16 protein-coding genes are annotated in these 22,666 nt (G+C 66.8%); 13 read left to right on the forward strand and 3 right to left on the reverse strand.

Going from position 1 to position 22,666, the window contains the following annotated elements; translation table 11 throughout:
- Positions 1–25: 25 nt before the first annotated feature.
- From L0D18_RS02525 to L0D18_RS02535, 3 genes are read left to right on the forward strand one after another with little or no spacing between them, the layout of a single operon-like run.
- Complete coding sequence (locus L0D18_RS02525) at positions 26–853, forward strand: purine-nucleoside phosphorylase (protein WP_243027183.1); 828 nt, start codon at positions 26–28, stop codon at positions 851–853.
- Between the two features lie 3 nt (positions 854–856).
- Positions 857–1,495: a YggS family pyridoxal phosphate-dependent enzyme gene (locus tag L0D18_RS02530; RefSeq protein WP_243027184.1), complete on the forward strand. Its 639-nt coding sequence runs from the start codon at positions 857–859 to the stop codon at positions 1,493–1,495.
- Between the two features lie 7 nt (positions 1,496–1,502).
- Entirely contained in the window at positions 1,503–1,955 is a 453-nt protein-coding gene (locus tag L0D18_RS02535; RefSeq protein WP_243027186.1) for a DivIVA domain-containing protein, read from the forward strand.
- Here the strand turns inward: L0D18_RS02535 and L0D18_RS02540 are convergent.
- Positions 1,897–2,502 (reverse strand): YdcF family protein, encoded by a 606-nt coding sequence (locus L0D18_RS02540; RefSeq protein WP_423247891.1) that lies wholly within the window; start codon positions 2,500–2,502, stop codon positions 1,897–1,899. The genes L0D18_RS02535 and L0D18_RS02540 overlap by 59 nt on opposite strands.
- A 61-nt stretch (positions 2,503–2,563) precedes the next feature.
- On the opposite strand from L0D18_RS02540, the gene hflX reads away from it, so the two are divergent.
- Complete coding sequence (hflX, locus tag L0D18_RS02545) at positions 2,564–4,222, forward strand: GTPase HflX (protein ID WP_243027187.1); 1,659 nt, start codon at positions 2,564–2,566, stop codon at positions 4,220–4,222.
- On the opposite strand, the gene L0D18_RS02550 is transcribed toward hflX, so the two are convergent.
- Entirely contained in the window at positions 4,210–4,476 is a 267-nt protein-coding gene (locus tag L0D18_RS02550; protein ID WP_114312626.1) for an acylphosphatase, read from the reverse strand. The genes hflX and L0D18_RS02550 overlap by 13 nt on opposite strands.
- A gap of 231 nt (positions 4,477–4,707) precedes the next feature.
- On the opposite strand from L0D18_RS02550, the gene L0D18_RS02555 reads away from it, so the two are divergent.
- The 6 genes from L0D18_RS02555 (at position 4,708) to L0D18_RS02580 (ending at position 17,059) form a co-directional block, all read left to right on the forward strand.
- Positions 4,708–12,789, forward strand: coding sequence for a translocation/assembly module TamB domain-containing protein (locus L0D18_RS02555; RefSeq protein ID WP_243027188.1), 8,082 nt, complete (start codon positions 4,708–4,710; stop codon positions 12,787–12,789).
- A 12-nt stretch (positions 12,790–12,801) separates the two neighbouring features.
- Complete coding sequence (tdh, locus tag L0D18_RS02560; RefSeq protein WP_243027190.1) at positions 12,802–13,833, forward strand: L-threonine 3-dehydrogenase; 1,032 nt, start codon at positions 12,802–12,804, stop codon at positions 13,831–13,833.
- A gap of 110 nt (positions 13,834–13,943) precedes the next feature.
- Entirely contained in the window at positions 13,944–15,005 is a 1,062-nt protein-coding gene (locus L0D18_RS02565; RefSeq protein ID WP_243027192.1) for a PQQ-dependent sugar dehydrogenase, read from the forward strand.
- A gap of 9 nt (positions 15,006–15,014) precedes the next feature.
- Positions 15,015–16,007 (forward strand): S-methyl-5-thioribose-1-phosphate isomerase, encoded by a 993-nt coding sequence (gene mtnA, locus L0D18_RS02570; protein ID WP_243027193.1) that lies wholly within the window; start codon positions 15,015–15,017, stop codon positions 16,005–16,007.
- Positions 15,988–16,602, forward strand: coding sequence for a ComF family protein (locus tag L0D18_RS02575; RefSeq protein WP_243027194.1), 615 nt, complete (start codon positions 15,988–15,990; stop codon positions 16,600–16,602). Before mtnA ends, L0D18_RS02575 begins: the two co-directional genes overlap by 20 nt.
- Before the next feature lie 58 nt (positions 16,603–16,660).
- Positions 16,661–17,059: a DUF4258 domain-containing protein gene (locus L0D18_RS02580; RefSeq protein ID WP_243027195.1), complete on the forward strand. Its 399-nt coding sequence runs from the start codon at positions 16,661–16,663 to the stop codon at positions 17,057–17,059.
- Here L0D18_RS02580 and L0D18_RS02585 read toward each other — a convergent pair.
- Entirely contained in the window at positions 17,056–17,424 is a 369-nt protein-coding gene (locus L0D18_RS02585) for a zinc uptake transcriptional regulator (RefSeq protein WP_243027196.1), read from the reverse strand. The two genes, L0D18_RS02580 and L0D18_RS02585, sit on opposite strands and share 4 nt — an antisense overlap.
- Positions 17,425–17,481: 57 nt before the next feature.
- On the opposite strand from L0D18_RS02585, the gene L0D18_RS02590 reads away from it, so the two are divergent.
- The 3 genes from L0D18_RS02590 to L0D18_RS02600 are packed head-to-tail and all read left to right on the forward strand — an operon-like array spanning position 17,482 to position 22,582.
- A complete protein-coding gene (locus tag L0D18_RS02590; RefSeq protein WP_243027197.1) occupies positions 17,482–18,498 on the forward strand; it encodes a YibE/F family protein in 1,017 nt (338 codons plus the stop codon).
- Between the two features lie 18 nt (positions 18,499–18,516).
- The gene (locus L0D18_RS02595) at positions 18,517–19,647 is read left to right on the forward strand and encodes a metallophosphoesterase family protein (RefSeq protein ID WP_243027198.1); all 1,131 of its coding nucleotides are present in this window, start codon (positions 18,517–18,519) and stop codon (positions 19,645–19,647) included.
- Positions 19,622–22,582: an AAA family ATPase gene (locus L0D18_RS02600; RefSeq protein ID WP_243027199.1), complete on the forward strand. Its 2,961-nt coding sequence runs from the start codon at positions 19,622–19,624 to the stop codon at positions 22,580–22,582. Before L0D18_RS02595 ends, L0D18_RS02600 begins: the two co-directional genes overlap by 26 nt.
- Positions 22,583–22,666: the final 84 nt, after the last annotated feature.

Here is a 22,666-nt window from a genome sequence, read left to right on the forward strand (position 1 = left end):
CCGGTGAAGGGGGCGTGAGAGTAGAATGTTCGCCATGGAGGTCTACGAGAAGATCCAGGAGGCGGTGGCCTCCATCCGCTCCAAGACCGATTTTCTTCCCGAGGTGGGCATCGTCCTGGGTTCGGGGCTTGGCCCCTTGGCGGAGGAGGTGGCCAAGGAGGCGGAGATCCCCTACGGGGAGATTCCCCATTTTCCCCTTTCCACCGCTCCCGGGCATGCGGGCCGGCTCATCCTGGGGGAGCTAGAGGGCAAGCGGGTTCTGGTCTACCAGGGCCGGGTCCACTACTACGAGGGCTATAGCGCGGAAGAGGTGGTCTTCCCCGTGCGGGTGGGGTATTTCCTGGGGGCCAAGACCTTTATCCTCACCTCCGCGGCTGGGGGTCTAAACCCCAGGTTCCAGGCGGGGGGGATCATGCTCCACCTGGACTACTTGAACCCAAGCGGGGTAAACCCCCTAAGGGGGAAAAACGACGAGCGCTTAGGGCCGCGCTTTCCCGTGATGTTTGACGCCTACGATCCTGGCCTCTTGGAGCTGGCCCGCAAGGTGGCCAGGAAACAGGACCTGCACCTTTATGAAGGGGTCTACGCCTGGTTTTTGGGGCCCAGCTTCGCCAGCCGGGCCGAGCTCAGGATGCTCAGGGAACTTGGGGCCGACGCCATCGGCATGTCCACGGTGCCCGAGGTCATCGCCCTAAGGCACCTGGGGGCCAGGGTCTTGGGCCTTTCCACCATCACCGACATGGCGGTGCCGGAAAGGGAGCACCACGCCAGCGAGGAGGAGGTCCTGGCGGTGGCGGCCAGGACCGGGCCCATCTTCCGCCGCTTTGTGCGGGGCATTCTGGCCGAGCTTTAGGCCATGGGGCTTCCTCAGGTGCTGGAAAGCATAGCGGCCGCCTGCCGCCGCGCGGGGCGGGACCCCAAAGGGGTGCGCCTGGTGGCGGTGACCAAGGGGAGGAGCCCGGAGGAGATAAGGGAAAAGGTCCTGCGCTACGGCTCCTTTCCCTTGGGGGAAAGCCGGGTCCAGGAGGCCCTTAGCAAGATGGAACTCCTGGTGGAAGCCGAGTGGCACCTCATAGGCCCCCTGCAGCGCAACAAGGCCAGGTTCGCCCCCCGGTTTGCCCTCATCCACTCCTTGGATTCCCTGCGCCTGGCGGAGGCCTTGGAGCGGGTGGGGGAGAAGGTGGGGATGAGGCTTAGGGTCCTGGTGGAGGTGAACCTGGGCCGGGAACCCCAGAAGCACGGGTTTTTGGAGGAAGAGCTTCCCGAGGCTCTGGCCCGCATCCGGGAGATGGAGCACCTTTCGGTCTTGGGCCTCATGACCGTGCCCCCCATGGGCCCCGAGGCCGTGGTGCGCCCTATCTTCCGCCGGCTTTCGGAGCTCGCCGACCGCTATGGCCTTCCCGAGCGCTCCATGGGCATGTCCGAGGACTTTCCCATCGCCGTGGAGGAGGGGGCCACCCTGGTTAGGGTGGGCCGGGCCCTTTTTGTAGACTAAAAGGCGCATGGACCTAACTCCCTTGGACATTCGCTACCAGGAGTTCCCCACCGGGCTTCGGGGCTACCAGAAGGAGGCGGTCAGGGCCTACCTGGCCCAGGTGGCCGAGGTCCTGGAAGGCCTCGTCCGGGAGAACGAGGACCTTAGAAACCAGGTAAGGGCCCTTGAAGAGGAAAACGCCCGCTTGAAGGAGGCGGAAGGGGAGCTGAAGCGGGCGGTGGTGGCGGCGGAGCGCATCGCCCGCGAGCTCAAGGCCCAAGCGGAACGGGAGGCGGAGCTCATCAGGAAGGAGGCCCTGGCGGCCAAGGACCAGGTGCTAAGGGAAGCGGCGGAGGAGCTTAAGCGCCTCAAGGCGGAGACGGAGCGGGCCAAGCAGGAGAAGGCCCTCTTCCTGGCCCAGTTCAGGGCCCTTTTGCAGGGGTACCTGGACTCCCTAAAGCGCTTGGAGGAAGACTCTTGAGGCCGTGTCCTCCGGGCAAGGGCCTTAGGCCCAGGTAAAGCCAAAAGCGAAAGAGGGCTTCCCGCAGCCAGTAGGATAGCGGGTATTGCCCGGGAACCGGGTAGCCCTCCGCCCGCAGGCCCAGGAGCCGGACCAGGAAGAGGGCCCGGGGCAGGTGGGGGGCGTCGGTGACCACAAGGATGCGTCCGGATAGGTGGGGCTTGAGGAAAAGGAGGTTCTCGTAGGTGTTTTGGCTTTCTTCCTCGCAAAGCAGGGCCTCAGCTGGCACGCCCCTCTCCCGCAGGTAGCGGCAACCCACCTCTCCTTCGCTGTAACGGTCCCCTGGGGCCTTGCCTCCCGCCACCGCCACCTTGGGGGCCAGGCCCTTTTGGTATAGGGATAAGGCGGCCTCGAGGCGCCTTTCCAGGATGGGGGAAGGCCTCCCCCCATACTGGGCGGCTCCCAGGACCACGATCCAGTCGTAACCCCCTTCCCTAGGGCCCGGCGGTGGCGGAAGGGAGGCGGCGAGGACAAGGAGGAAAAGAAAGGCCCAACGCACCTCCCTCAGGCTACCGGGTTTTGGGCCTTGGGGACACGGGGCCTTTCCTCTTTGGTATACTGAAGGTGCATTGGAGAAGATCTTCGGCAAGACGGAAGGGCTCAAGAAGAGCGAGCTCAAGAGGCTTTCCAACCTGTACCGCAGGCGGATACCCAAGGAAAAGGTCCTCACCCCCGAGCTGGCCCAGGCCCTGGCTGGGCTTTCCCAGGAGATCAAGAGGCCCATCAGCCTTCTTTTGGACCGGGAGGGCCGGGTGGTGCGGGTGGGGGTGGGGGATGCCAAGGACCTGCCCATCCCCGAGGGGGCCAAGGGGGAGAGGCGGCTATCGGGCTTCCGCCTCCTCCACACCCACCTGGCCAAGGGAGGGCTTTCCCGCCCGGACCTTACCGTGCTCTTTCTAAACCGGCTGGATAGCCTGGCGGCCCTGGAGGTGGAAGACGCCAGGCCCACCACCTTGCACCTGGCCTTCCTGGCCCCGCCCCGCTCCCAGGAGGAGGACTGGCGCATCCTGCCCCCCAGGCCCTACTTCCAGTACCTGGAGTTTGACCATCTGAAGGAGGTGGAGGCCCTGGAGGAGGAGCTTTCCCGCCAGGCCCGGGTGCGGGAGCTGGAGGATGGAAGCGGGGAGCGGGCCATCCTGGTGGGCATAGACCGGGGGGAGGGCCCCGAGGCGGAGGCCTACCTTTCCGAGCTGGCGGAGCTCACCCGCACCGCGGGGGGGGTGCCGGTGAAGAAGGTGCTGGTCTACCGTCCCCACCTGGACCCCCGGTATTTGGTGGGGCTAGGGAAGCTGGAGGAGCTAAAAAGCCTGGCTTACCACGAGAACGCCTCCACCCTCATCTTTGGCCTGGAGCTCACCCCTGCCCAGGCCCGTGAGATTGAGAAGGCCACGGGGCTTAAGGTCCTGGACCGTACCCAGCTCATCCTGGACATCTTTGCCCTGCACGCCAAAACCCCCGAGGCCAAGGCCCAGGTGGAGCTGGCCCAGCTAAGGTACCTCCTCCCCCGCCTGGTGGGGAAGGGCAAGGAGCTGAGCCGCTTAGGGGGTGGGATCGGCACCCGGGGCCCCGGGGAGACCAAGCTGGAGGTGGACCGGAGGAGGCTCCAGGAGCGGATCACCCACCTGAGCCACAAGCTCCAGGAGTACACCCGGCGCCGGGAGGAGGCGAGGAGGCAAAGGAAGCGCCGGGGGGTGCCCCTGGTGGCCGTGGTGGGCTATACCAACGCCGGCAAGACCACCCTCCTCCAGGCCCTGGCCCGGGGCGGGGAGCCAGGGGAGGACAAGCTCTTCGCCACCCTTAGGCCCCTTACCCGCAGGGGCTTCCTGCCGGGGGTGGGGGAGGTGCTCTTCACCGACACCGTGGGCTTCATCCGCCAGATGCCCAAGGAGCTCCTCACCGCCTTCCGGGCCACCCTCGAGGAGGTAAGGGAAGCGGACCTTCTGGTCCATGTCCTGGATGCCTCGGAGGAGGGGGCCTTGGCCCGGTACCGGGTGGTGGAGGAGCTCTTGGCGGAGCTCGGGGTGGAGGCCCCTAGGGTTTTGGCCCTCTCCAAGGCGGACCGGGCAGCCCCCTACGACCTCTTCTACTTGCGGGAAAGGCTGGGCGGGATTCCCGTTTCCGCCCTGAAGGGCACGGGGCTTTTGCAGCTGAAAGAGGCCCTGGCCGAGGGCCTTCTGAAGGTGGGCGTGCGGCCCCAGGCCTGGGCCCAGGCCCCTCAGTACACGTAAAAGCCCTTAAGGCCGGTTTCCTCGGCCCACCCTACCTCCACCTCCTCCACCCGAGCCAAGCGGGGGCCTTGCTTCAGGTGGTGGAGGAAGGCGAGGAGGTCCTCCTTAGGGCCTTCCGCCACCACCTCCACCCGGCCGTCGGGGAGGTTTTCCGCGTAACCGGAAAGGCCCAGCTCCAAGGCCTTCTTCTGGGCGAAGGCCCGGTACCCCACCCCCTGTACCCTGCCCTTCACCAAGGCTACCAGACGCGGCATGCGTCCATTATCCCCCAAGGTTTACCCGCCGGATCCCGTCCGCGCACCCGGATGGGGAGGAAGGCCTGGCCGGGGCCAGGGGGTGGCCCCCCACTAGAGGGCGCTCCGTGGGTGCCGGAGAGCGTGGCCTAAGGAGGGGATGCCCCCGGGTCCCCCACCTTGGCGAACCGTATTGGGGTGGTTTAAGGGGTTGCCACGAGGTTTTCATCTCCCTTCTCTATGCTAAGGGGGATGCGGTGGGGGCTTCTCCTCCTCTTAGGGGTTTTGCTGGCCCTTGGCCTCCTCCTGGCCTGGCCCCCCCTGCTCCGGATGGCGGTGGAGCGGGGTATGGCCTTGGCGGGCTTTAGGGGGGAGGTGCGGGAGGTGGGGGGGCATCTCCTTCTGGGGCTGCGCCTGAAGGGGGTCCGGCTCCAAGGGGAGGGGGTAGCCCTGGAGGCGGAGGAGGTGCGCCTGGGCTATGACCTCCTGGGCCTCTTGCGCAAGGAGCTTCCCCTCTCCTTGGCCATAAGGAGGGCGAGGATAACGCCCACCTGGGAGGCCCTGTTTCCCGAGAAGCCGGGGCCGCCCCCTGCCATTAGGACCATCTTTCGGCAGCTCCGGCTGGAGGAGGTCCAGGTGGAGCTTCCCAAGGGGAAGAGGCTTTTCCTACCCCCCTTGCGCCTTACCCTGAGCGGGGAAAACCCCTATGCCTTCCTGGCCCGGCTTCCGGGAGGAAGCTTCCAAGGGGAGGCCAAGGCCTTAGCCCCGGACCTTTCCGCCTGGGAGGTTGGCTATAGGGGCGAGGTGCGGGGGCTTTCCTTCTTCTATGAGGGGCTTAAGGGGGGGCGGGTTTCTGGGGTTTTCCGCCTCCTGCCTTCGGGGGTGGAGGGGGAAGGCCAGGTGGAAGGGGGGGTGGTGGAGCTTGTGGGCTTCACCCTCACCCAGGTGGCGGGGCCCATCCGCCTAAGGGAGGACCGGGTGGAGGCGGAGCTAAGGGGAATGGGTCTAGAAGGCCCCCTTTCCGCCCGGGCGGAGGTGGACCTTAAGGGGGAGCGCTACCGCTTCTCCCTCGAGGGGCGGCCTACCCTTCCCGCCCTGGCCCGGCACTACCGCCTCTCCTTGCCGGTGGAGGGGGATGGAACCCTTTGGCTGGAAGGGGAAGGCTGGGACCAGATCCGGGTCCAGGGGCGTTTTATGGGGGAGGGGCGGCTTTTAGGGGAGCCCTTCCGCCACCGGGGGACCCTTTCCTTTGACCGGGTTTTCCGCTTGCAGGCGGAGGCCGAGGGAAAGCTTTTTGACCGCACCTACCGCCTGGCCTTGGGCCTGGTGGGGGGGGAGTATGGGGCGAGCCTCGAGGACTCCCTTGGAAGCCGGCTTTCCCTGAGGGGCTGGGGGAACCGCACCGAGGCCCAGGGCCAGGTGGCCTGGCCTAAGCCCTTGGAAGGCTTGGCCCAGGTGGCCTTCCGGAGCCAGGGAATCCAGTGGCAGGCTGAGGTGCGAAGCCCCGGGGTAACCCTGGCCCTCTTCCAGGCCCTGGACCTGTCGGGGGAGGTACGGGGGGAGGGGGATCGGGTATCGGGGCGGCTTGGGCCAGTGACCCTCTTTGGCACCTGGAGCGATCTTGCCCTCCACCTGGCCCCCACGCCCTTGACGGTGGGGGGCCTCGAGGGGAAAGGAAGGCTTCTTGGGGGGAGGCTTAGGGCCAGCTTGCGCTATAACTCCCCTTACACCGCCTTTCCCCTGGAGGTGTGGCAGGAGGCAGGGGCCTACCGCTTCCAGACCCCCTATGGGGAAGGGGTGTACCGGGGTGGGGCCTTAGCCCTTAGCCTCCGGGGGTTACCCATCCGGGCCTTGGAGGAGTTCCGGCTTTCCGGCCACGCCCTGTACCGGGAAGGGGGGCTTTCGGGAAAGCTTAGCCTAAGGGGCCGCTACCTGGAGGCGGAAGGAAGTTTGCGGCGCCTGGGGGCGGAGGTCCAGGGGAGGGTCAGGACCCCCTTGGGGGAGCTTCCCTTCGCCGGGGCCTACGACCCCGAGCCCGGCCTGGTCCTAAGGGCCCAGGACCTTTTCCTGCGCTACCGCAGGGGAGTAAGCCTGAAGGGAAGGGCGGAGCTTGGACCCTTAACCCTCTGGGCGGACCTGGCCTGGGACGGGGGTTTCCGGGGCCAGGCCCGGGTGGAAACCCCCTGGGTGGCGGGAGTTCTCCAGGGGAAGGGCGGGAGGCTGGTTTTGGCGGAGATGAAGGGGTACGCCCAAGGGGAAGGGGAGGTCTACCCGGAGCTACGGATTGCGGGCCGGCTTCTCCCTCCCTGGCCGGAGGGCCTCGAGGTGCCCCCCTTGCCCTTCCACCTGGACCGAAGGGGGCTGGAGGTGGAGGGCGTGGGGCGGCTGGACTTCGCCGAAAGGTTCCCCTTTCATCTGGACCTCCCCTGGAGTTACCGGGGCCTTTCAGGAGGGTTCCAGGCGGTGGGCACCCTGGAGGGAGGCCGTCTTGCCCTTTCCCTTCCCTACGGCCGCCTGGAGGCCCTGGGGGCCTGGCGGGACCTGCGGGTAAGGGGGCAGGGGGAGGTCCCTCACCTGGGGAAGGTGGAGGTTGCAGGGAGTGCCGATCTCCTAAGGCTTTCCTACCGGGCCCAGGCCCGCTTGGGGAAACCCACTTTGACCTTAAGCTTGGTGGGGCAGGGGGCAGGCTTGCGCTTTTTGGGCCAAGCCCCCGGCCTTCGCATCCTAGGGGGGTATGAGAAGGGGCTGAGCCTCTTGCTGCAGGCGGAAGGGTTTGACCTTTCCCCTTGGGGGCTTCCCGCAAGGGTTACCGGTACCTGGGGGACTCGAGGGGGAAGGCTGCAGCTGGAAAGCCCCTACGGAGAGGCGCTCCTCACGGGGGAGGAGCCTCTTAGGGCTAGGGTGAGGTTTCGGGGGCCTTTTGTTTGGGGCGAGGCCAGGATCTCCCCGGAAGGGCTTTTCCTGAAGGTGGAGGGGGCCTACGGGGAGGAGGGCGTGGGGGTCCGCCTGGCGGGGGAAGGAGGCGGGCCCTGGCAGGCCCTGAGCCTGGGCTTTTCTGGTGAGGCCCACCTCCCGTACCTGGGGTCCTTGCCCCTGAAGGGCCGGGTTTGGACTGAGGAGGGGAGATGGCGCTACCAGGTACAAGGTCCCCTCTTCCTGGAAGGGGAGGGGCTGGCCTATAGGGGGGGCTTTGCCCTACCCTTCAGCGCCTGGGGTAGGGAAGGTAGGCTGGAAGGGAGCTTCCAGGGGGAGGGACTCCGGCTGGAGGGGGAAGGGGAGGGGCGCTGGGCCGGCCTACCCTTTGCCTTCCAGGGGAGTTTTGCGGAAAACCCCTTCCTAGAACTGCGTTGGGAGGGCGGAAGGGCGGAGCTTAGGGGGGAGGAGGTGGGGTTTTCCTTGGAGGAGGTGGCCCCCGTGGCGGAGGTTCTTGGCCTTCCCCTTAAGGGCATGGCCCAGGGACGGCTTTCCCTGAAGGGAGTGGGGGAGGCCTGGGCCCAGGTGCGGTATGGGACGGAACCCTTGGCGGTGGCCTACCGGGAAGGGGTGCTTCGCCTTTTCCTGACCGAGCGCCATGTGGGCCTGGCTTGGAATCCCCGGGAGGCACGGCTTTGGGGCCTTGGGGAGATTTTGGGGGAAGGGTGGCTCCGCCTGGGGCCTGGGCTTAAGGGGGAGGCGGAGGGAGACTTCCGCTATGGCCACCTGGAGCTTGGCCTCAAAGGGCCCTTGGAGGATCTGGTCCTGGAGGCCCGTTACCAGCAGGAAGAGCTGGGAAGGACGGAGCTTTTGGGCCTGGTAAACCTCTTGGCCCTCAAGGGCCAGGGCACCTTGCGCCACGCCTCCTCCTACGGGGAAGGGGAGGTGGCCCTAACTTGGGAGGGTACCCGCTACGCCGGGGAAGGAGGGTTCCGTAGCCTACGGTACCTGGAGCAGGAGGGGCCGGTCCACCTTCGGGGGGAAGGAGCCAGGTTGGAGGCCAGCTGGCAGGCTCCCTTGGCCCTCCGGCTTAGCTATGACGGGGCCTGGCGGCTTTGGGCGAAGGGGCAAGGGGAGGTCCAGGGAATGGCCTTGCGGGCGGACCTCACCTGGGGTCCTGAGGGGTACTTGGGGGAGGTTTGGGCGGAGGGGCGGGGCTTGGCCCTAAGGGGGAAGGGGGAGGGGCCTTTGCGCCTGGAGCTTTTGGGGAAAGACCTTCCAGGAGAGGTAAGGGCGGAGGCCACCCTGGAGGGCCTTTTCCTTTCAGGAAGGGCCCGGTACCGCCTGGGATTGGCGGGGTCGCAGGCGAGTTCTGGAGCCGATCTAGAGGTCAAAGGCGTTTTCCAGGGGAGGTTGCCGAGGCTTTCCCTAGAGGGCCAGGGGGGGCTGTTTGGGGAAGGGGAGGTTCTGCCCTTGCGCTTCACCTACGATTACCGGGGCGGGCCTTTGCGGGTGGAGGACCTCTTTTTGGCGGGCGAAGGGGAGGGTTACCACCTAAGCCTAAAGGAAGGACGCCTCAGCCTAATGCTGGATAAGGACCTTACCCCCTTTGGCCTGCCGGTGCGTTTGAAGGTCCAGGGGGATGGGCCATGGCAGGAGGCCCTCCGGGTGAGCTTGGAACGCGCGGAGGGGGTGCTTTCCGGTAGGGCCTGGCTGTGGCCCTTCCGGGCGGAGCTTTCCGGGGAGGTGCTGGGGGAAAGGGTGGGGGTCGGGTACCGGGATGGCGAGGTGGTGGGGGTTTTCCAAGGCCCGAGGTTTTCCGGGGAGGCCCGTTACCGGAAAGGGCTTTCTGGCCTTTTGACCCTCCGCTACCCCTTGCCCGGGGGGAGCCTAGCGGGGAGCGTGGACCTGGGCCAAGGCATTTTCGCCCTTCAAGGGGAAGGGGCCTGGCGGGGAGACCTTAAGGGGGGCTTCTGCTTGCCCCTGCCATTGGGAAGGTGTCCGGGCTTGGAGGGGGAGGTCCGGGGAGGGTTGGCCTACGGGGAGTATGCCTTTTCCGGCAGCTACGTTTACCGGGCGAAGGAGGGCTACCTGGGGGCGCTTTCTGGGGAGGGTAGGCTTTCTACCCCTTACGGGGATCTCTTGGCCCGAGGGCGAGGGCTGGGCCTCGACCTTTTGGGGGAGGGGCTTCCCCTGGAGGGGCGCCTGGACCTTTCCCCTTTCCACCTGGCCTACCGCTATGCCGGAGCCTTGCCCAAGGGGCTTGGCGAGCTCTGGGCCCAAGGGGTCTATCCCGGGGAATGGCTTAGGGGCCGGTACCGTTACGGGGAGGTGGAGCTTGCCCTTTTGGGCCTTCCCGGGTTCCAGGTGGGGGTGGAGGGGCAGGGGGTCTTTGGACAACTGGGTCCAGAGGGTCTGGCCTTGGTGTTCCAGGGGTTCGCTTACGGTCCCTTGGCCTTGTCCGGAAGGGTGGAAGGCCCTTGGGCGGAGGTGGGTTTGCGCCTGGACCTGGCGGCCCTTGGCCGCAGGACCGAGGTGCAGGGGCGCTATGGGGTGAAGGGGCTTTCCTTGGCCTTTTCCGGAGACCTGGAGGGGGAGGTGGCCTGGAAGGAGGCCTGGCGGGGGAGGCTGGCCTTTAAGGAGGGAAGCCTGGAGCTATCCGGGAAGGGCCTTCCCGAGGCCCAAGGGGAGGTCTTAGGGGAAAGGGTGCGCCTGGCCTGGCCGCTATTGGAGGTGGGGGGTATCCGCCTGGACCTGGCCTCCCGCCGGGCGGAAGGGGAGGGAAGGGTTTTTCAGGGCCTTCTTCCCGGGGGACTGGCCGTGCGGGGGGAGGGGGAGGGCCTAAAGGTGGGGTACCGGGTACCCGGCTTGGACCTGCCCTTGGAGGGAAGCCTGGACCTAAAGGAGCTTTCCCTGCTGCTTGCCAGCCCAGAAGGGGAAGGGGCCTTGCGCTACGCCGGAGGGAGGGTGGAGGGGTCCTTGGCCTTGCGCCCTTACGGCTTCCCCTTGCGCCTGGAGGGGGAGGGGGAGCGGGTGCGGCTTATGGGGGAGCATCCCGCCTTCCCCTGGTGGGTGGCGGGGGCAGGGAGCCTGGAGGGAGAGGTGGACCTTTCCGGAGCCTACCGGCTTACCTACCGGGCGGGGGAGCAGGTCCTCAGACTTTCGGGGAAGCTTCTCCAGGCCCGCCTCGAGGCCCAGGGCCCCTACCTTGCTGGTGCCCTTTCCTACCCCGCGGCGGGGGAGCTTCGGGTAGACCTTCCCCTTCCCCCCCTGGAAAGCCGCTTCCGGGGCCGGGTCTTTGGCGAGGGGTACAGGGTGGAAGGGGTGTTGGAGGGAGGGGTGGGCCGCATCACCGCCAAGGGCACGCTCTTTCCCCTGGCTGGGGAGGTGCACCTGGAGCGGGCCAATCTGGAAGACTTTGCCGGCCGTTATGCCCCCTACTTGAAAGGCTGGGTTTCTGGAAATCTGGCCATAAAAGGCCTGGAAGCCCAGGCCCAGTTGGAAGGGGAGGCAGGGGTGTCCGGCACCCGCCTGCCCCTTCGCTTCCTGGGCCTCCTGGCGCGGGGAGGGGTCAGGGGGGAGGGACGGCTTGGGGAAAGCGCCTTCCGGGTGGACCTCAAGGGGGAGCGGCTGGACCTTACCGCTTCCCCTAGGGGTTTCCCCCTCCACCTCCTCCTCATGGCGGTGGCGGGCCCCTTGGAGGGGGAGGCCTACTGGACGGGAGCGGTGCGCCTGCGCCTTCCCCTCTCGGATCCCCTAAAGGGCGAGGGGGTCTTGGTGGGGGAGGCCTTGCGCTTTGTGGGGGCGGGGGATGAGCTTAGGGGCCAGGCGGTCCTGCGGTTGGAGGGCGGGCGGGTCCATGTGGACCGGCTTAGCCTTTCGGGCCGGGGAAGCTGGGAGGGTGGGGGGTACTGGGGTAAGGAGGGAAGCGACCTTTATCTGAGCCTTAGGGACACGGTCTTCACCCCCGTGCTCCAGGTGGTCCCGGCCCTGAAACCCTACCGGCCTGAGGGCTCGGGGAGCCTGCTGCTTCGCCTCAGGGGGGATGGCTTCCAGGCGGAGTTCAGGGATTTCCGTTTCCGGTTAGGGCCGGTGGCCGGGTACTTGCCCCAAGGGCTTCTTTCCCTAAACGGCGGGGCCAAAGCGGAAGGGGAGCTTACCCTTTCCGCCCCCTTCCCGGGAAGGGCCAGGCTGGGCCTCGAGGGGCGCTTGGAGGACTTCCGCGTGAGCGCCAAGGGCACGGTTTCCCTCCCAGGGCTTAAGGAGGAAACCCCGGCGGAGGTGGCCTTCCGCTACCCCGGTTACGGGGTGGAGATCCAGCTGGGGGAGGCCCAGGCCCAGGGGACCCTTTTCCCCTTGCGCCTGGCCGGTTATGGCCGGCTTCCCCTTTACTACCCGCAGTACTACCTCCAGGAAGGGCTTTTGGACGTGAAGGGCTTCTTCCTCTACGAGGAAAAGGGCACCTACCACCTCACGGGAAACGCTGAGGTCCTAAGGGCCCGCCTGGCCCTGCCGGAGGCCCAGACCCGGCAGCTTTCCCGCGAGGGGGTGGCCTTGCAGGCCCCCACGGGGAAGCCCACACCTGTGCCCTTGGTGTTTGATGGGGTGCGGGTTTATGCAGAACGGGGCATCCTGGTGCAGGAAAGCCTGGCCCAAGGGGAGCTCAAGGGGGAGGTCTTCTTGGGCGGTAGCTACGGGGACCCCTTCTTGGCGGGGGAGGTGCGAAGCCTTTGGGGAAGCTTTAGGCTATGGGACTCCTTGTTTACCCTGGATCCTGGGGAAAGCGTCTTGCGTTTCCGGCCGGATCGGGGCCTCCTGCCCGAGTTTGGGCTGAAGGCCCTGGCGGAGACCCGGGGCTACAAGGTGGTGCTAATGGCCAGCGGGGAGTTCCTGCGGGAAAACGGCCGGGTAAAGGTGCGCCTCGAGCCCCGCTTCACCTCCGACCCCCCCCTCAGCGAGCCGGAGATCTACGCCCTTCTCACCCTGGGCACCCCCGATGTGAACCGCCTGGCGGAAACCCTGCCCCAGGCGGCCCTGGGGGCCGCCTTGGAGAACCTGGTCCTGGGGCAGCTGGAACGGGAGCTCACCAAGGCTCTGGGATTGGACCGTTTCCAGCTGCAGGTGCCCATCCTGCAGGGCGGGGATCTAGGGGATGTGCGATTTTCCGTGGGTAAGTACCTGAGCCCGGAGCTCTTCTTGGGCTACGAGGTGGACCTAAGGGGAGAGCAGACCCTAAGCGCCCAGTACCGGTGGGATGGGCTGACCTTCTCCTTGGCCTCCACCTTCCTGCCCGGGGATGGCAGGCTTTCCCGCTTCACCTTTGCCCTGGGGTACGACCTGACCCCCACCCTGGGGTTGACCTTTAGCCTCGAGGCCGCCGACGCCACCCGTTTCAGCGTGGGGGCCCTTTACCGGTGGTAGCATGGCCCCGGTATGCGCGCTCTAGCCAAGCTGGCCCCCGAAGAGGGCCTAACCCTGGTGGAACGCCCCCTGCCCGAACCGGGACCGGGGGAGATCCTGGTGCGGGTGGAGGCCGCCAGCATCTGCGGCACCGACCTCCACATCTGGCGGTGGGACCATTGGGCCAGGGGGCGGATTAAGCCCCCCCTTATCACCGGCCACGAGTTCAGCGGGGTGGTGGTGGCCACAGGCCCTGGGGTTAAGAGGCCCCAGGTGGGGGACCACGTGAGCCTGGAAAGCCATATCGTCTGCCATGCCTGCCCCGCCTGCCGCACCGGCAACTACCACGTCTGCTTGAACACTGAGATCCTGGGGGTGGACCGGGACGGGGGCTTCGCCGAGTACGTGGTGGTGCCGGCGGAAAACGCCTGGGTCAACCCCAAGGACTTACCCTTTGAGGTGGGGGCCATTCTGGAGCCCTTTGGGAATGCCGTGCACACGGTGTATGCGGGAAGCGGGGTGTCCGGCAAAAGCGTCCTCATCACCGGGGCGGGGCCCATCGGTCTCATGGCGGCCATGGTGGCCCGGGCCAGCGGAGCCGGGCCCATCCTGGTCTCGGACCCCAATCCCTACCGCCTCTCCTTTGCCAGGCCTTATGCCGACCGGCTCGTCAATCCCTTGGAGGAGGATTTGCTTTCCGTGGTGCGGGAGGTGACGGGAAGCGGGGTGGAGGTGCTTTTGGAGTTTTCCGGAAACGAAACCGCCATCCACCAGGGGCTAAGGGCCCTGATCCCCGGGGGGGAGGCCAGGATCCTGGGGATCCCCTCCGATCCCATCCGCTTTGACCTGGCGGGGGAGCTGGTCATGCGGGGGATCACCGCCTACGGGATTGCCGGAAGGAGGCTATGGCAGACCTGGATGCAGGGCACCGCCTTGGTCTATTCGGGCCGGGTGGACCTGACCCCCCTCATCACCCATCGCCTGCCCTTAAGCCGGTACCAGGAGGCCTTCGCCCTTCTTTCCCAGGGGCAGGCGGTCAAGGTCATCCTGGACCCCAGGGCGTGAAGGGTGGCCTTTCAGGGCCCGCCTGTTTTATACCACCCTGCTTGCGCCAGGGTGGGGGCCCCGGAAAGAGGTCCCGAGAGGTATTAGCCTGGTGGGAAAGGGGGTGGGGTATGGTTTCTCGTAGGAGGGTTCTCCTGGGGCTTTTCGGGCTTTCCCTGGTGCGGGCCCAAGGGTTTAGGGTGGAGGAGGTGGTGGGGGGCCTGGAGGTGCCCTGGGCTTTGGCCTTTTTGCCGGACGGTAGCTTCCTGGTCTCTGAACGCCCCGGGCGGATCCAATGGGTGCGGGAGGGAAGGGCTAGGCTTTATGCGGAGCTTCCCGTCTACCACCGGGGGGAGTCGGGGCTTTTGGGCCTAGCCCTTCATCCCCGCTTTCCCCAGGAGCCCTATCTCTACGCCTACCGCACGGTGGAGGAAGGGGGCCTCAGGAACCAGGTGGTGCGGCTAAGGCACCAAGGGGAAAAGGGGGTGCTGGAAAGGGTGGTCCTGGACGGCATTCCCGCCCGCTCCCACGGCTTGCACTCGGGAGGGCGGATAGCCTTCGGCCCCGATGGCATGCTTTACGTGACCACGGGGGAGGTCTACGAGCGGGAGCTGGCCCAGGACCTTTCCTCCTTGGGGGGCAAGATCCTGAGGATTACCCCAGAGGGCAGGCCCGCACCGGGGAATCCCTTTTGGAACCGGCAGGGAGCCCGGCCCGAAGTCTACAGCTACGGCCACCGCAATCCCCAGGGCCTGGCCTGGCACCCCCTTACGGGGGAGCTTTTTGCCAGCGAGCATGGGCCCAGTGGGGAGCAAGGCTTTGGCCACGATGAGGTGAACCTCATCGTGGCCGGGGGGAATTACGGTTGGCCCCGGGTGGTGGGCCAGGGGAACGACCCCCGTTACCGCAACCCCCTTTACCTCTGGCCCGAGGGCTTTCCCCCCGGGAACCTGGCCTTCTGGAGGGGGAGTCTGTATGTGGCGGGGCTTAGGGGACAGGCCCTGGTGCGCCTGGCCTTAGAGGGGATGAAGGGGAGCTGGCGGGTGGCCGGGGTGGAAACGGTCCTTTCCGGTTACGGCAGGCTTAGGGAGGTGCAGGCGGGTCCGGACGGCGCCCTTTACGTGACCACCTCCAACCGCGACGGGCGGGGCCAGGTGCGCCCCAAGGACGACAGGGTGCTGAGGTTGCGTTAGGCTTTAAGGGTGGAAAGGATCTTGCCCTTTCGCTTTGACGAAAAGGAAGGGGTCTTCTGGCTTCTGGACCAGAGGAGGCTTCCCCTCGAGGAGGTCTGGGTTCCCGTGCGCACCGCCAAGGAGATGGCCCAGGCCATACGGGCCATGGTGGTGCGGGGGGCTCCGGCCATCGGGGTGGCCGCTGGCTTTGGCATGGTGCTGGCCCACCTAAGGGGCGAGGACCTGGAGGAGGCGGACCGGCTTTTGCGGCAGAGCCGGCCCACGGCGGTGAACCTCTTCCACGCCCTGGACCGCATGCGCCCTCATTGGGGCGACCTGAAGGGAAGCCTGAAGGAAGCCCAGGCCATCTGGCACGAGGTGGCGGAGACGGAAAGGGCCATCAGCCAGCATGGGGCCAGGGTTTTGCGGGGCCAGGTCCTCACCCACTGCAACACCGGCCCCCTGGCCACCGGGGGGTACGGCACCGCCCTGGGGGCCATCGTGGAGGCCTTTCGCCAAGGGCGGGTGTCCCACGTCTGGGTAGACGAGACCCGGCCCTACCTGCAAGGGGCTAGGCTCACCGCCTATGAGCTGCAAAAGGCTCGGGTGCCGGCCACCCTGATTGCGGACAACATGGCGGGCTTCCTCATGGCAAGGGGCCGGGTGGATGCGGTCATGGTGGGGGTGGACCGCATGGCCTTGAATGGGGACTTCGCCAACAAGATCGGCACCTACGCCCTGGCGGTCCTGGCCCACCACCACGGGATTCCCTTCTACGCCGCTTTGCCCCTCTCTTCCGTGGACCCCAGCCTGGAAACCGGGGAGGGCATCCCCATTGAGGAGCGCCCGGCCCAGGAGCTCCTGGAGCTAAAGGGCGTGCGCCTTGCCCCCGAGGGTTTCCCCGCCTACCACCCGGCCTTTGACCTCACGCCCCACCGCTACCTCACGGGGATCGTCACGGAAAAGGGCGTGCTCTACCCTCCCTTTGACGAGGCCTTGCGCCGTGCCTTGGGGTTGGCTTGAGGCCCTTTTGGGGCACACCTGCCCGGGATGCGGGGGCAGGTTGGATGCGCCTCTCCTTTGTCAACGTTGCCGCCAGGGCCTACGGGCTTTCGCTGGGCCAGGCGTGGTCTACCTAGGCCTCTATAGCCGTATGGGAGGGGTGGTACGGGCCTTGAAGTACCGGAGGCGGTTCGCCCTGGCTACCCTTCTGGCAAAGCCCCTGGCGGAGGGGATCCGGGCCCAGGGTTGGGAGCTGGAGGGGATCACGGCAGTGCCCACCCTCTTCCCCCGTCTCCTCCTGAGGGGGTATAACCCTCCGGAACTGGTGGCCCGGGAGGTGGCCAGGCGGCTTGGCGTGCCGTACCGGAGGGTTCTGAGGCGCACCCGTTACACCCCAAGCCAGCCCACCCGGGGCCGGGCTCGAGGGCGCTTGCCCCAGGACCTCTTCGCCCCGTCTCTTTCCGTGAAGGGAAACTGGCTTTTGCTGGACGACGTCTTAACCAGCGGGGCCACCTTCCTTAGGGCCAAGGAGGCCCTTTTGCGGGCGGGGGCGAGCCAGGTCTACGGGGCCTTCCTGGCGGTGCGGGACCCCGGGGCCCTGGGCCCTTACCGCTAAGGCCACACTCTCGTTCCCCGGGGCTCCTAGACTAGGAGGGTAGAGGGGGTGGGTTTCCGTGAGAAAGATCCGCCGCCTGGAAGACCTTCTGCCCCACCTCCGGGAAGGCCGCTACCGCCTTGGGCCCCACGTGGCCAAGCACATGCTACAGGAGGGCTTCACCGAGCTGGATGTGCTCAGGGCCTTGGAATGGGGCCGGGAGTTGGCCATCTACCCCGAGGACCAGAGGATGCTGGTCTTGGGCTACATGGTCTTTCCCCCGCGCCTGAGGCTTCCCCTGCATGTGGTGCTGGAGTACGCCACGCCCCGGCACGTGGACATCGTGACCGCCTTCATCCCCAAGGAACCCTACCGGGTCTACTCCCGGGCCCGGATCGCCGCCATCCTGCGCTTTGACGGGGCCTTGGAGGAGGTGCGCTGGACTAGGCCCAAGGAAGCCTACCCCGCCTGGGACTAGGTGCACTCTGGGCAGCGGCCGTAGACCGTGACCTCGTGGCCTTCGGCTAAAAAGCCCGGAGGCAGGTGGCCTTCCAGGGCTAGGTCACAGCCCAAAAGCTCGTACACCTTCCCGCAGAGGCGGCAAAGGAAGTGGTGATGGTGTTCCCGGCCTGCGGGTTCGTACCGGGGGGGTTCGCCGGGAAGGACCACGGGGATTAGGAAGCCCTCCTCCACCAAGCCCTTTAGGGTGCGGTACACGGTGGCCAGGCCCAAGGAGGGGACCTTCCTCTTGGCCAGCTCCAGGACCTCTTGGGGGGAGAGGGGCCGGCCTGCCTCTAAAAAGGTTTCCCGGATGGCCCGCCGCTGCCGGGTGGAGCGCTCCATGATCCCAGAATAGCAATCTGAGAAAAAGTTTTCATCCTTCCAGGGTAAAGTGGCGGCATGCGCTTGGGGGTTCTCCTATGTTTGCTCCTCCTTCCCGCCTTGGCCCAGGGCGAAGGGAGGTACCTGGTGGGTCGCCTGGTGGCCCTCGAGCCCCAAGGGGGCGTGGCTCTGGTGGAGGTGGGGGGCAGGAGGCTTCCGGCCCTCCTCCCCGTGGATGGCGGCCAGTACCGCGTGGGCCAGCGGGTGGTCCTCTACCAGGAGGGGGGCAGGACCTATGTGACCGAGCCCGACCGCATCCCCTGGCTTCTTGGTCTTTTGGGCCTGTTCGCCTTCCTGGCGGCCCTCTTGGGCCGGGGCAAGGGGGTTAGGGGGCTTGTGGGCACCTTTTTGAGCCTTTTGGTGGTGGTCTACTTTGTGGTTCCCAGGGTGGCGGCTGGGGGGAACCCGCTTCTTTACGCCTTTTTGGGAAGCCTGGGGGTACTTCTTCTCACCGTGTACCTGGTCCACGGGGTAAACCGCAAGACCACCGCCGCCCTTTTGGGCACCCTGGCCTCGGTGGCCTTGGTCCTCCTCTTGGCCCTCTTCTTCACCCGGGTCCTGAGGTTCACGGGCCTGGCCTCGGAGGAGGCCCTCCTCCTGAGGCAATGGGGTGGGGTGGACCTGGTCTCCCTCTTCTTGGCGGGGGTGGTGGTGGGGGCCTTGGGGGCCTTGACCGACGTGACCGTGACCCAGGCGGCGGTGGTCCAGGCCTTGGCCCACGCCAACCCCCGCTTTGGCCTTGGGGAGCTTTACCGGAGGGGCATGGAGGTGGGCTACGACCACATGGGTAGCCTGGTGAACACCCTGGTCTTGGCCTACGCCGCAGGCTCCTTACCCCTTTTCCTCCTCCTCACCAAGGACCCCACCCCCTTGCGCTTCCTCCTCAATACCGAGCCCTTTGCCGCCGAGATGGTCTCCATGGTGCTGGGTTCCTTGGGGCTTCTTCTGGCGGTACCCCTCACCACCTTGGTGGCCGCCTGGGCCTTCCAGGGGGGGAAAGGGGGACCGCCGGAGGCCCACGGCTACCCCCACTGAGCCTTGGGCAGGGGTAGTATGGAATGCGTGCGGCTCCTCCATACCGCGGACTGGCACCTGGGCAAGGTATTAAAGGGCGTGGACCGAACCCCGGAGATCGGGGAGGCCCTGAAGGCCCTTTTGGAGGTGGTGGCCAAGGAAGGGGTGGACCTGGTGGTGATCTCGGGGGACCTCTTTGACCGCCCTCAGGTATCCGCCGAGGCCGAGGCCATGGCGGTGGAATTTTTCCTGCGCCTTAGGGAGCTTGGGGTTCCCGCCTTGGTCATCGCCGGCAACCATGACCCCAAGGAGCGCCTCGAGGCCCTCTCCCCCCTCTTGGCCCTGGCGGGGGCGGAGGTGAGGGGGAAGCCCCTTTTCCGGGAGGAAGGGGGTGTGGTCCGGGTGGGGGACCTCGAGGCGGCCCTCCTTCCCTTTGTTTCCGAGCGCATCCTGGTGAAAAAGGTCCTGCAAGAGGCCGAGGAGCGCCACCGCACCTACGCCGAGGCCATGCGCCGCATTCTGGACAACTTGAGAAGCCCCTTGATGCTGGGGCATTTTGCCCTGGAGGGGGTGCGGCCGGGGGGAGGGGAGTTCGCCTTCCACCTCACGGGTAGCTACGCCGTGCCCCCTTCCGCCCTGCCCCTGGGGGCCCGCTACGTGGCTCTGGGCCACATCCACCGCCAGCAGCAGGTTTCCGAGGCCCCGGTGGCTTGGTATTCGGGAAGCCTCATTCAGCTGGACTTCGGGGAGGGGGAGGAGGCGGAGCGGGGGGCCTTGCTGGTGGAGGTGCCCGAACGGGGACCGGTCCAGGCCTATCCCCTACGGGAGCGGTGGGGTAAGCCCCTTAGAACCTTCCGCCTGAAGCCCGAGGAGCTGGACGGCAGGCTTCCCGAGCTGGAGCGATTTCCCGGCTACCTCAGGCTGGTGGTGGAGGGCCGGCTTTCCCCAGCGGTGAAGGAGAGGCTCTTCCAGGGGCTTCCCCATCTCCTGGCGGTGGAGACCCTGGGAGGGCTGGAGGATGGAGAGATGGGCTCGGCTCCGGAACTGGGCTTGGTGGAGGCCTACGAACGCTATCTGAGGGAGCGGGGGCGCCAGGAGGAGGCGCTTTTGGAGCGGTTTGGCCAGGTGCTTAAGGAGGTGGAGCTTGAGGCCCTTGCGCCTGGAGCTTGAGGGGTTTGGCCCCTATCGGGAGCGGCAGGGGGTGGACTTCTCCGACGTGGAGCTTTTCGCCATCACCGGGCCCACGGGAAGCGGGAAGAGCACCCTTCTAGACGCCATCGCCTTCGCCCTTTATGGCCTCGTGCCCCGGGTGGGGCGGAACGTGGGAAGCCTGGTCCACCCTGCCGCCAGCGAGGCCCGGGTGCGCCTCACCTTCCAGGTGGGGGGAAGGGTCTATAGGGTGGAACGGGTCCGGGGAAGGAGGAGCGAGGGCCGGCTGTTCCAGGTGGAGCCCGCCGGGGAGAAGCTTCTCCCCCTGGAGACCCTGGAGGCCCTGAACCGGACCTTGGAGGAACTTTTGGGCCTCACCTACGAGGCCTTCACCCGGGCCCTTCTCCTTCCCCAGGGGGAGTTTGACCGTTTCCTTAAGGGGGAGGCCAAGGAAAGGCGGAGGATCCTCCTGGACCTCTTTGAGCTTTCCCGGCTGGATAGGGCCCGGGAAAAGGCGGCCTCCCGCAAGGCGGCCCTCTTGGAGGAGAAGGGCCGGCTGGAGGGGGAGCTTTTGGGGCTTCGTGAGGCGAGCCTCGAGGCCAAGGAGGAGCTGGAGAAGGGGCTGGCCGATCTATCCCAGGAGATTGCCCGCCTTTTTCAGGAGAAGAAGCAGCTGGAAAAAGGGCTTGCCGAGGGGAGGGACCTAGAGTCCCTTCTTAAGCGCCTAAGGGAGTTGGAAGGCCGCTTAAACCGCCTTAAGGCGGAGGCCCCCCGCATGGCGGAGGTGGAGGAAAGGCTTAAGAAGGCGGAGGAGGCGGAAAAGGCCTTGCCCCTTTGGCAAGACCTCAGGCGGAAGGAGGAGGCCTTGGCGGCCACCCAGATGGAACTCCAAAGGGTGCGGGCCCGGCTTGAGGAGCTGGCAAGGGACCGCCAGGCCCTGGCCTTTGACCCGGAAACCCTAAGGGAGGCACGGGAGGCCCTTTTGGAGGCCAAAGGGCTTGAGGCCCTCGAGGCCCTTTGGCGCCGGGTGGGGGTGAAGGAGCACCCCGCCCCCAGGGTGGGGCTTTCCCCCGAGGCCTATGTGGAGGCCTTGGAGTCCCTGCTTCGGGAGGAGGCCCTTTTGGCGGAGAGGGAGCGGGGGCTGGCCCGCCTGGTGGAGGGGCAAAGGCGGCTTAAGGAAAAGGAGGAGGCCTTAAGGCAACTTAAGGAGGCCCTGGAGCGCCTGGTGGCGGAGGGGGGGCAGGCCCGGGCCCAGGCGGAGGCCCTGGAGGAGGCCCGGAAGGGGGCCGAGGCCCACCGGCTTGGGCTGGAGCTGGAGGAGATCGGGAGGCGAAGGAGGCTTTTGGAGGAGGAAAAAAAGCGCCTGGAGGCGGAGCTCGCCCACCTGACCCAGGAGGAGAAGCGGCTTGGGCTTCTTGCCTACCGCGATCTTCTGCGCCCGGGGGAGCCCTGCCCCCTGTGCGGCGGCGTGGTCCGCGCCCTGCCCCCGGTGCCGGAGGGGCTCGGGGCCTCCGGCCTCAGGAAGAGGCGGGAGGAGGGGGAGAAGGCCTTGCGGGAGGTCCTGACCCGGCTTGGGGCCCTGGCGGAGGAGGAGAGGGCCAAGCGGGAGGCCCTAAAGGCCCTGGGGGTTCCACCCCGCCCCGGCGATCCCAAGGCCCTGGAGGAGGAGCTTCAGGGGGCGCAAGCGAGGCTTCAGGAGCTTAGGGAACGGTATAGGGAAAAACAGGGGGAGGCCCGGGCCCTCGAGGAGGAGTTGAAGCGGCTGTCCCAGGAGTTGGAGCATGGGCGCCGGGAGCTTTCCGGCCTGGAGGGGGAGGTAGGGGCCCTAACGGATCTCGGCAAACAAGAAGCGGCCTGGGAAAGGGTCCGGGAAGCCTTGGCCTCCTTGCGGTGGGAGAAGGAGGCCTTGGGGGCTGGGCTTTACCGCCTGCTTTGGGAAAAGACGGGGGGGAGGCCGGTGGGGGAGCACATCGGGCAGCTTTCCCGAAGGCTGGAGGAGCTGGAAAAAAAGGAAGGGCTGGACCGCCAACTGGCCCAGGCCCTGGAGGAGGTTTCCCGGACCCTGGCGGGGCTTTCGGCCCAAGAGAAGGAGCAGGAAAAGGCCCTGGAGGAGGCCAAGAGCCGGGTCTTAGGCCTGATGCCCGAGGAGGAGGCCAAGGCCCTCTACCTCTCCCCTGAGGAGCGGGAGGCCTTGGCGAAGAGGGTCCGGGTCCACCGGGAGGAGCTTTCCCAGGTGGAGGCCCTCCTGGTGGAGGTGGAAAAGGAGGTCAGGGCCCGTTTTCCCGGTCCCCTCCCTTCCGTGGAGGAGGTGGAGGCCCGGCTGCGGGAGGTGGAGGCGCGGCTTTCCCAGGTGCAGGAGGACCTCCAGGGCAAGATGGGGAAAAAGGCCGTTTTGGAAGAGCGGCTAGAGGCCATGGAGGAAAAGCTCAAGCACCGCCAGGCGCTTGAGGCCCGTCTGGCGGAGGTGGTGCGGGAGGTGGACCTATGGGAAAAGCTGGCCTTTGACCTGCAGCAGAACAACTTCCCCGCCTACCTCCTGGGCCTCAGGCAGAGGAGCCTGGTGGAGCGGGCGGATGAGCTCATGGCCACCCTTTCCGCGGGCCGCTACCGCCTCCGCTCCAAGGAGGACGAGTACCAGGTCCTGGACCTCTGGACGGAGGCGGTGCGTCCGGTGAAGACCCTTTCCGGAGGGGAAAGCTTCCTGGCTAGCCTCTCCTTGGCCCTGGCCCTTTCCGAGGAGCTTTCCCGGGGGCGGCTTGGGGCCCTCTTTTTGGACGAGGGCTTCGGCACCGTGGACCCCGAGACCTTGGAGGTGGTGGCGGGGGTGTTGGAAGGCCTCCCCACCCGGGGGCGGCTGGTGGGGATCGTGACCCATGTGGAGGCCTTGGCGGAGAGGCTTCCGGCAAGGCTTCGGGTGCGCAAACACCCTTCGGGGAGCCGGGTGGAGTGGGCCTAGGGCCGGGCTTGGTTTAGGGACGGGATGGGGTAAATAAGCGGAAAGGGTCTTTTGTCTCTACCCCACAAGATACCTAGGGGGATA

The sequence above is a fragment of the Thermus albus genome (genome assembly GCF_022760855.1).
GTDB classification, from domain to species: Bacteria; Deinococcota; Deinococci; order Deinococcales; family Thermaceae; genus Thermus; species Thermus albus.

Bases quoted from the DNA above. Each gene is read 5' to 3' on its own strand.
- L0D18_RS02525 (WP_243027183.1), top strand. From the start codon at position 26: ATGTTCGCCATGGAGGTCTACGAGAAGATCCAGGAGGCGGTGGCCTCC.
- L0D18_RS02530 (WP_243027184.1), top strand. From the start codon at position 857: ATGGGGCTTCCTCAGGTGCTGGAAAGCATAGCGGCCGCCTGCCGCCGC.
- L0D18_RS02535 (WP_243027186.1), top strand. From the start codon at position 1,503: ATGGACCTAACTCCCTTGGACATTCGCTACCAGGAGTTCCCCACCGGG.
- L0D18_RS02550 (WP_114312626.1), bottom strand. From the start codon at position 4,476: ATGCCGCGTCTGGTAGCCTTGGTGAAGGGCAGGGTACAGGGGGTGGGG.
- L0D18_RS02555 (WP_243027188.1), top strand. From the start codon at position 4,708: ATGCGGTGGGGGCTTCTCCTCCTCTTAGGGGTTTTGCTGGCCCTTGGC.
- tdh (WP_243027190.1), top strand. From the start codon at position 12,802: ATGCGCGCTCTAGCCAAGCTGGCCCCCGAAGAGGGCCTAACCCTGGTG.
- L0D18_RS02565 (WP_243027192.1), top strand. From the start codon at position 13,944: ATGGTTTCTCGTAGGAGGGTTCTCCTGGGGCTTTTCGGGCTTTCCCTG.
- L0D18_RS02585 (WP_243027196.1), bottom strand. From the start codon at position 17,424: ATGGAGCGCTCCACCCGGCAGCGGCGGGCCATCCGGGAAACCTTTTTA.
- L0D18_RS02590 (WP_243027197.1), top strand. From the start codon at position 17,482: ATGCGCTTGGGGGTTCTCCTATGTTTGCTCCTCCTTCCCGCCTTGGCC.
- L0D18_RS02595 (WP_243027198.1), top strand. From the start codon at position 18,517: ATGGAATGCGTGCGGCTCCTCCATACCGCGGACTGGCACCTGGGCAAG.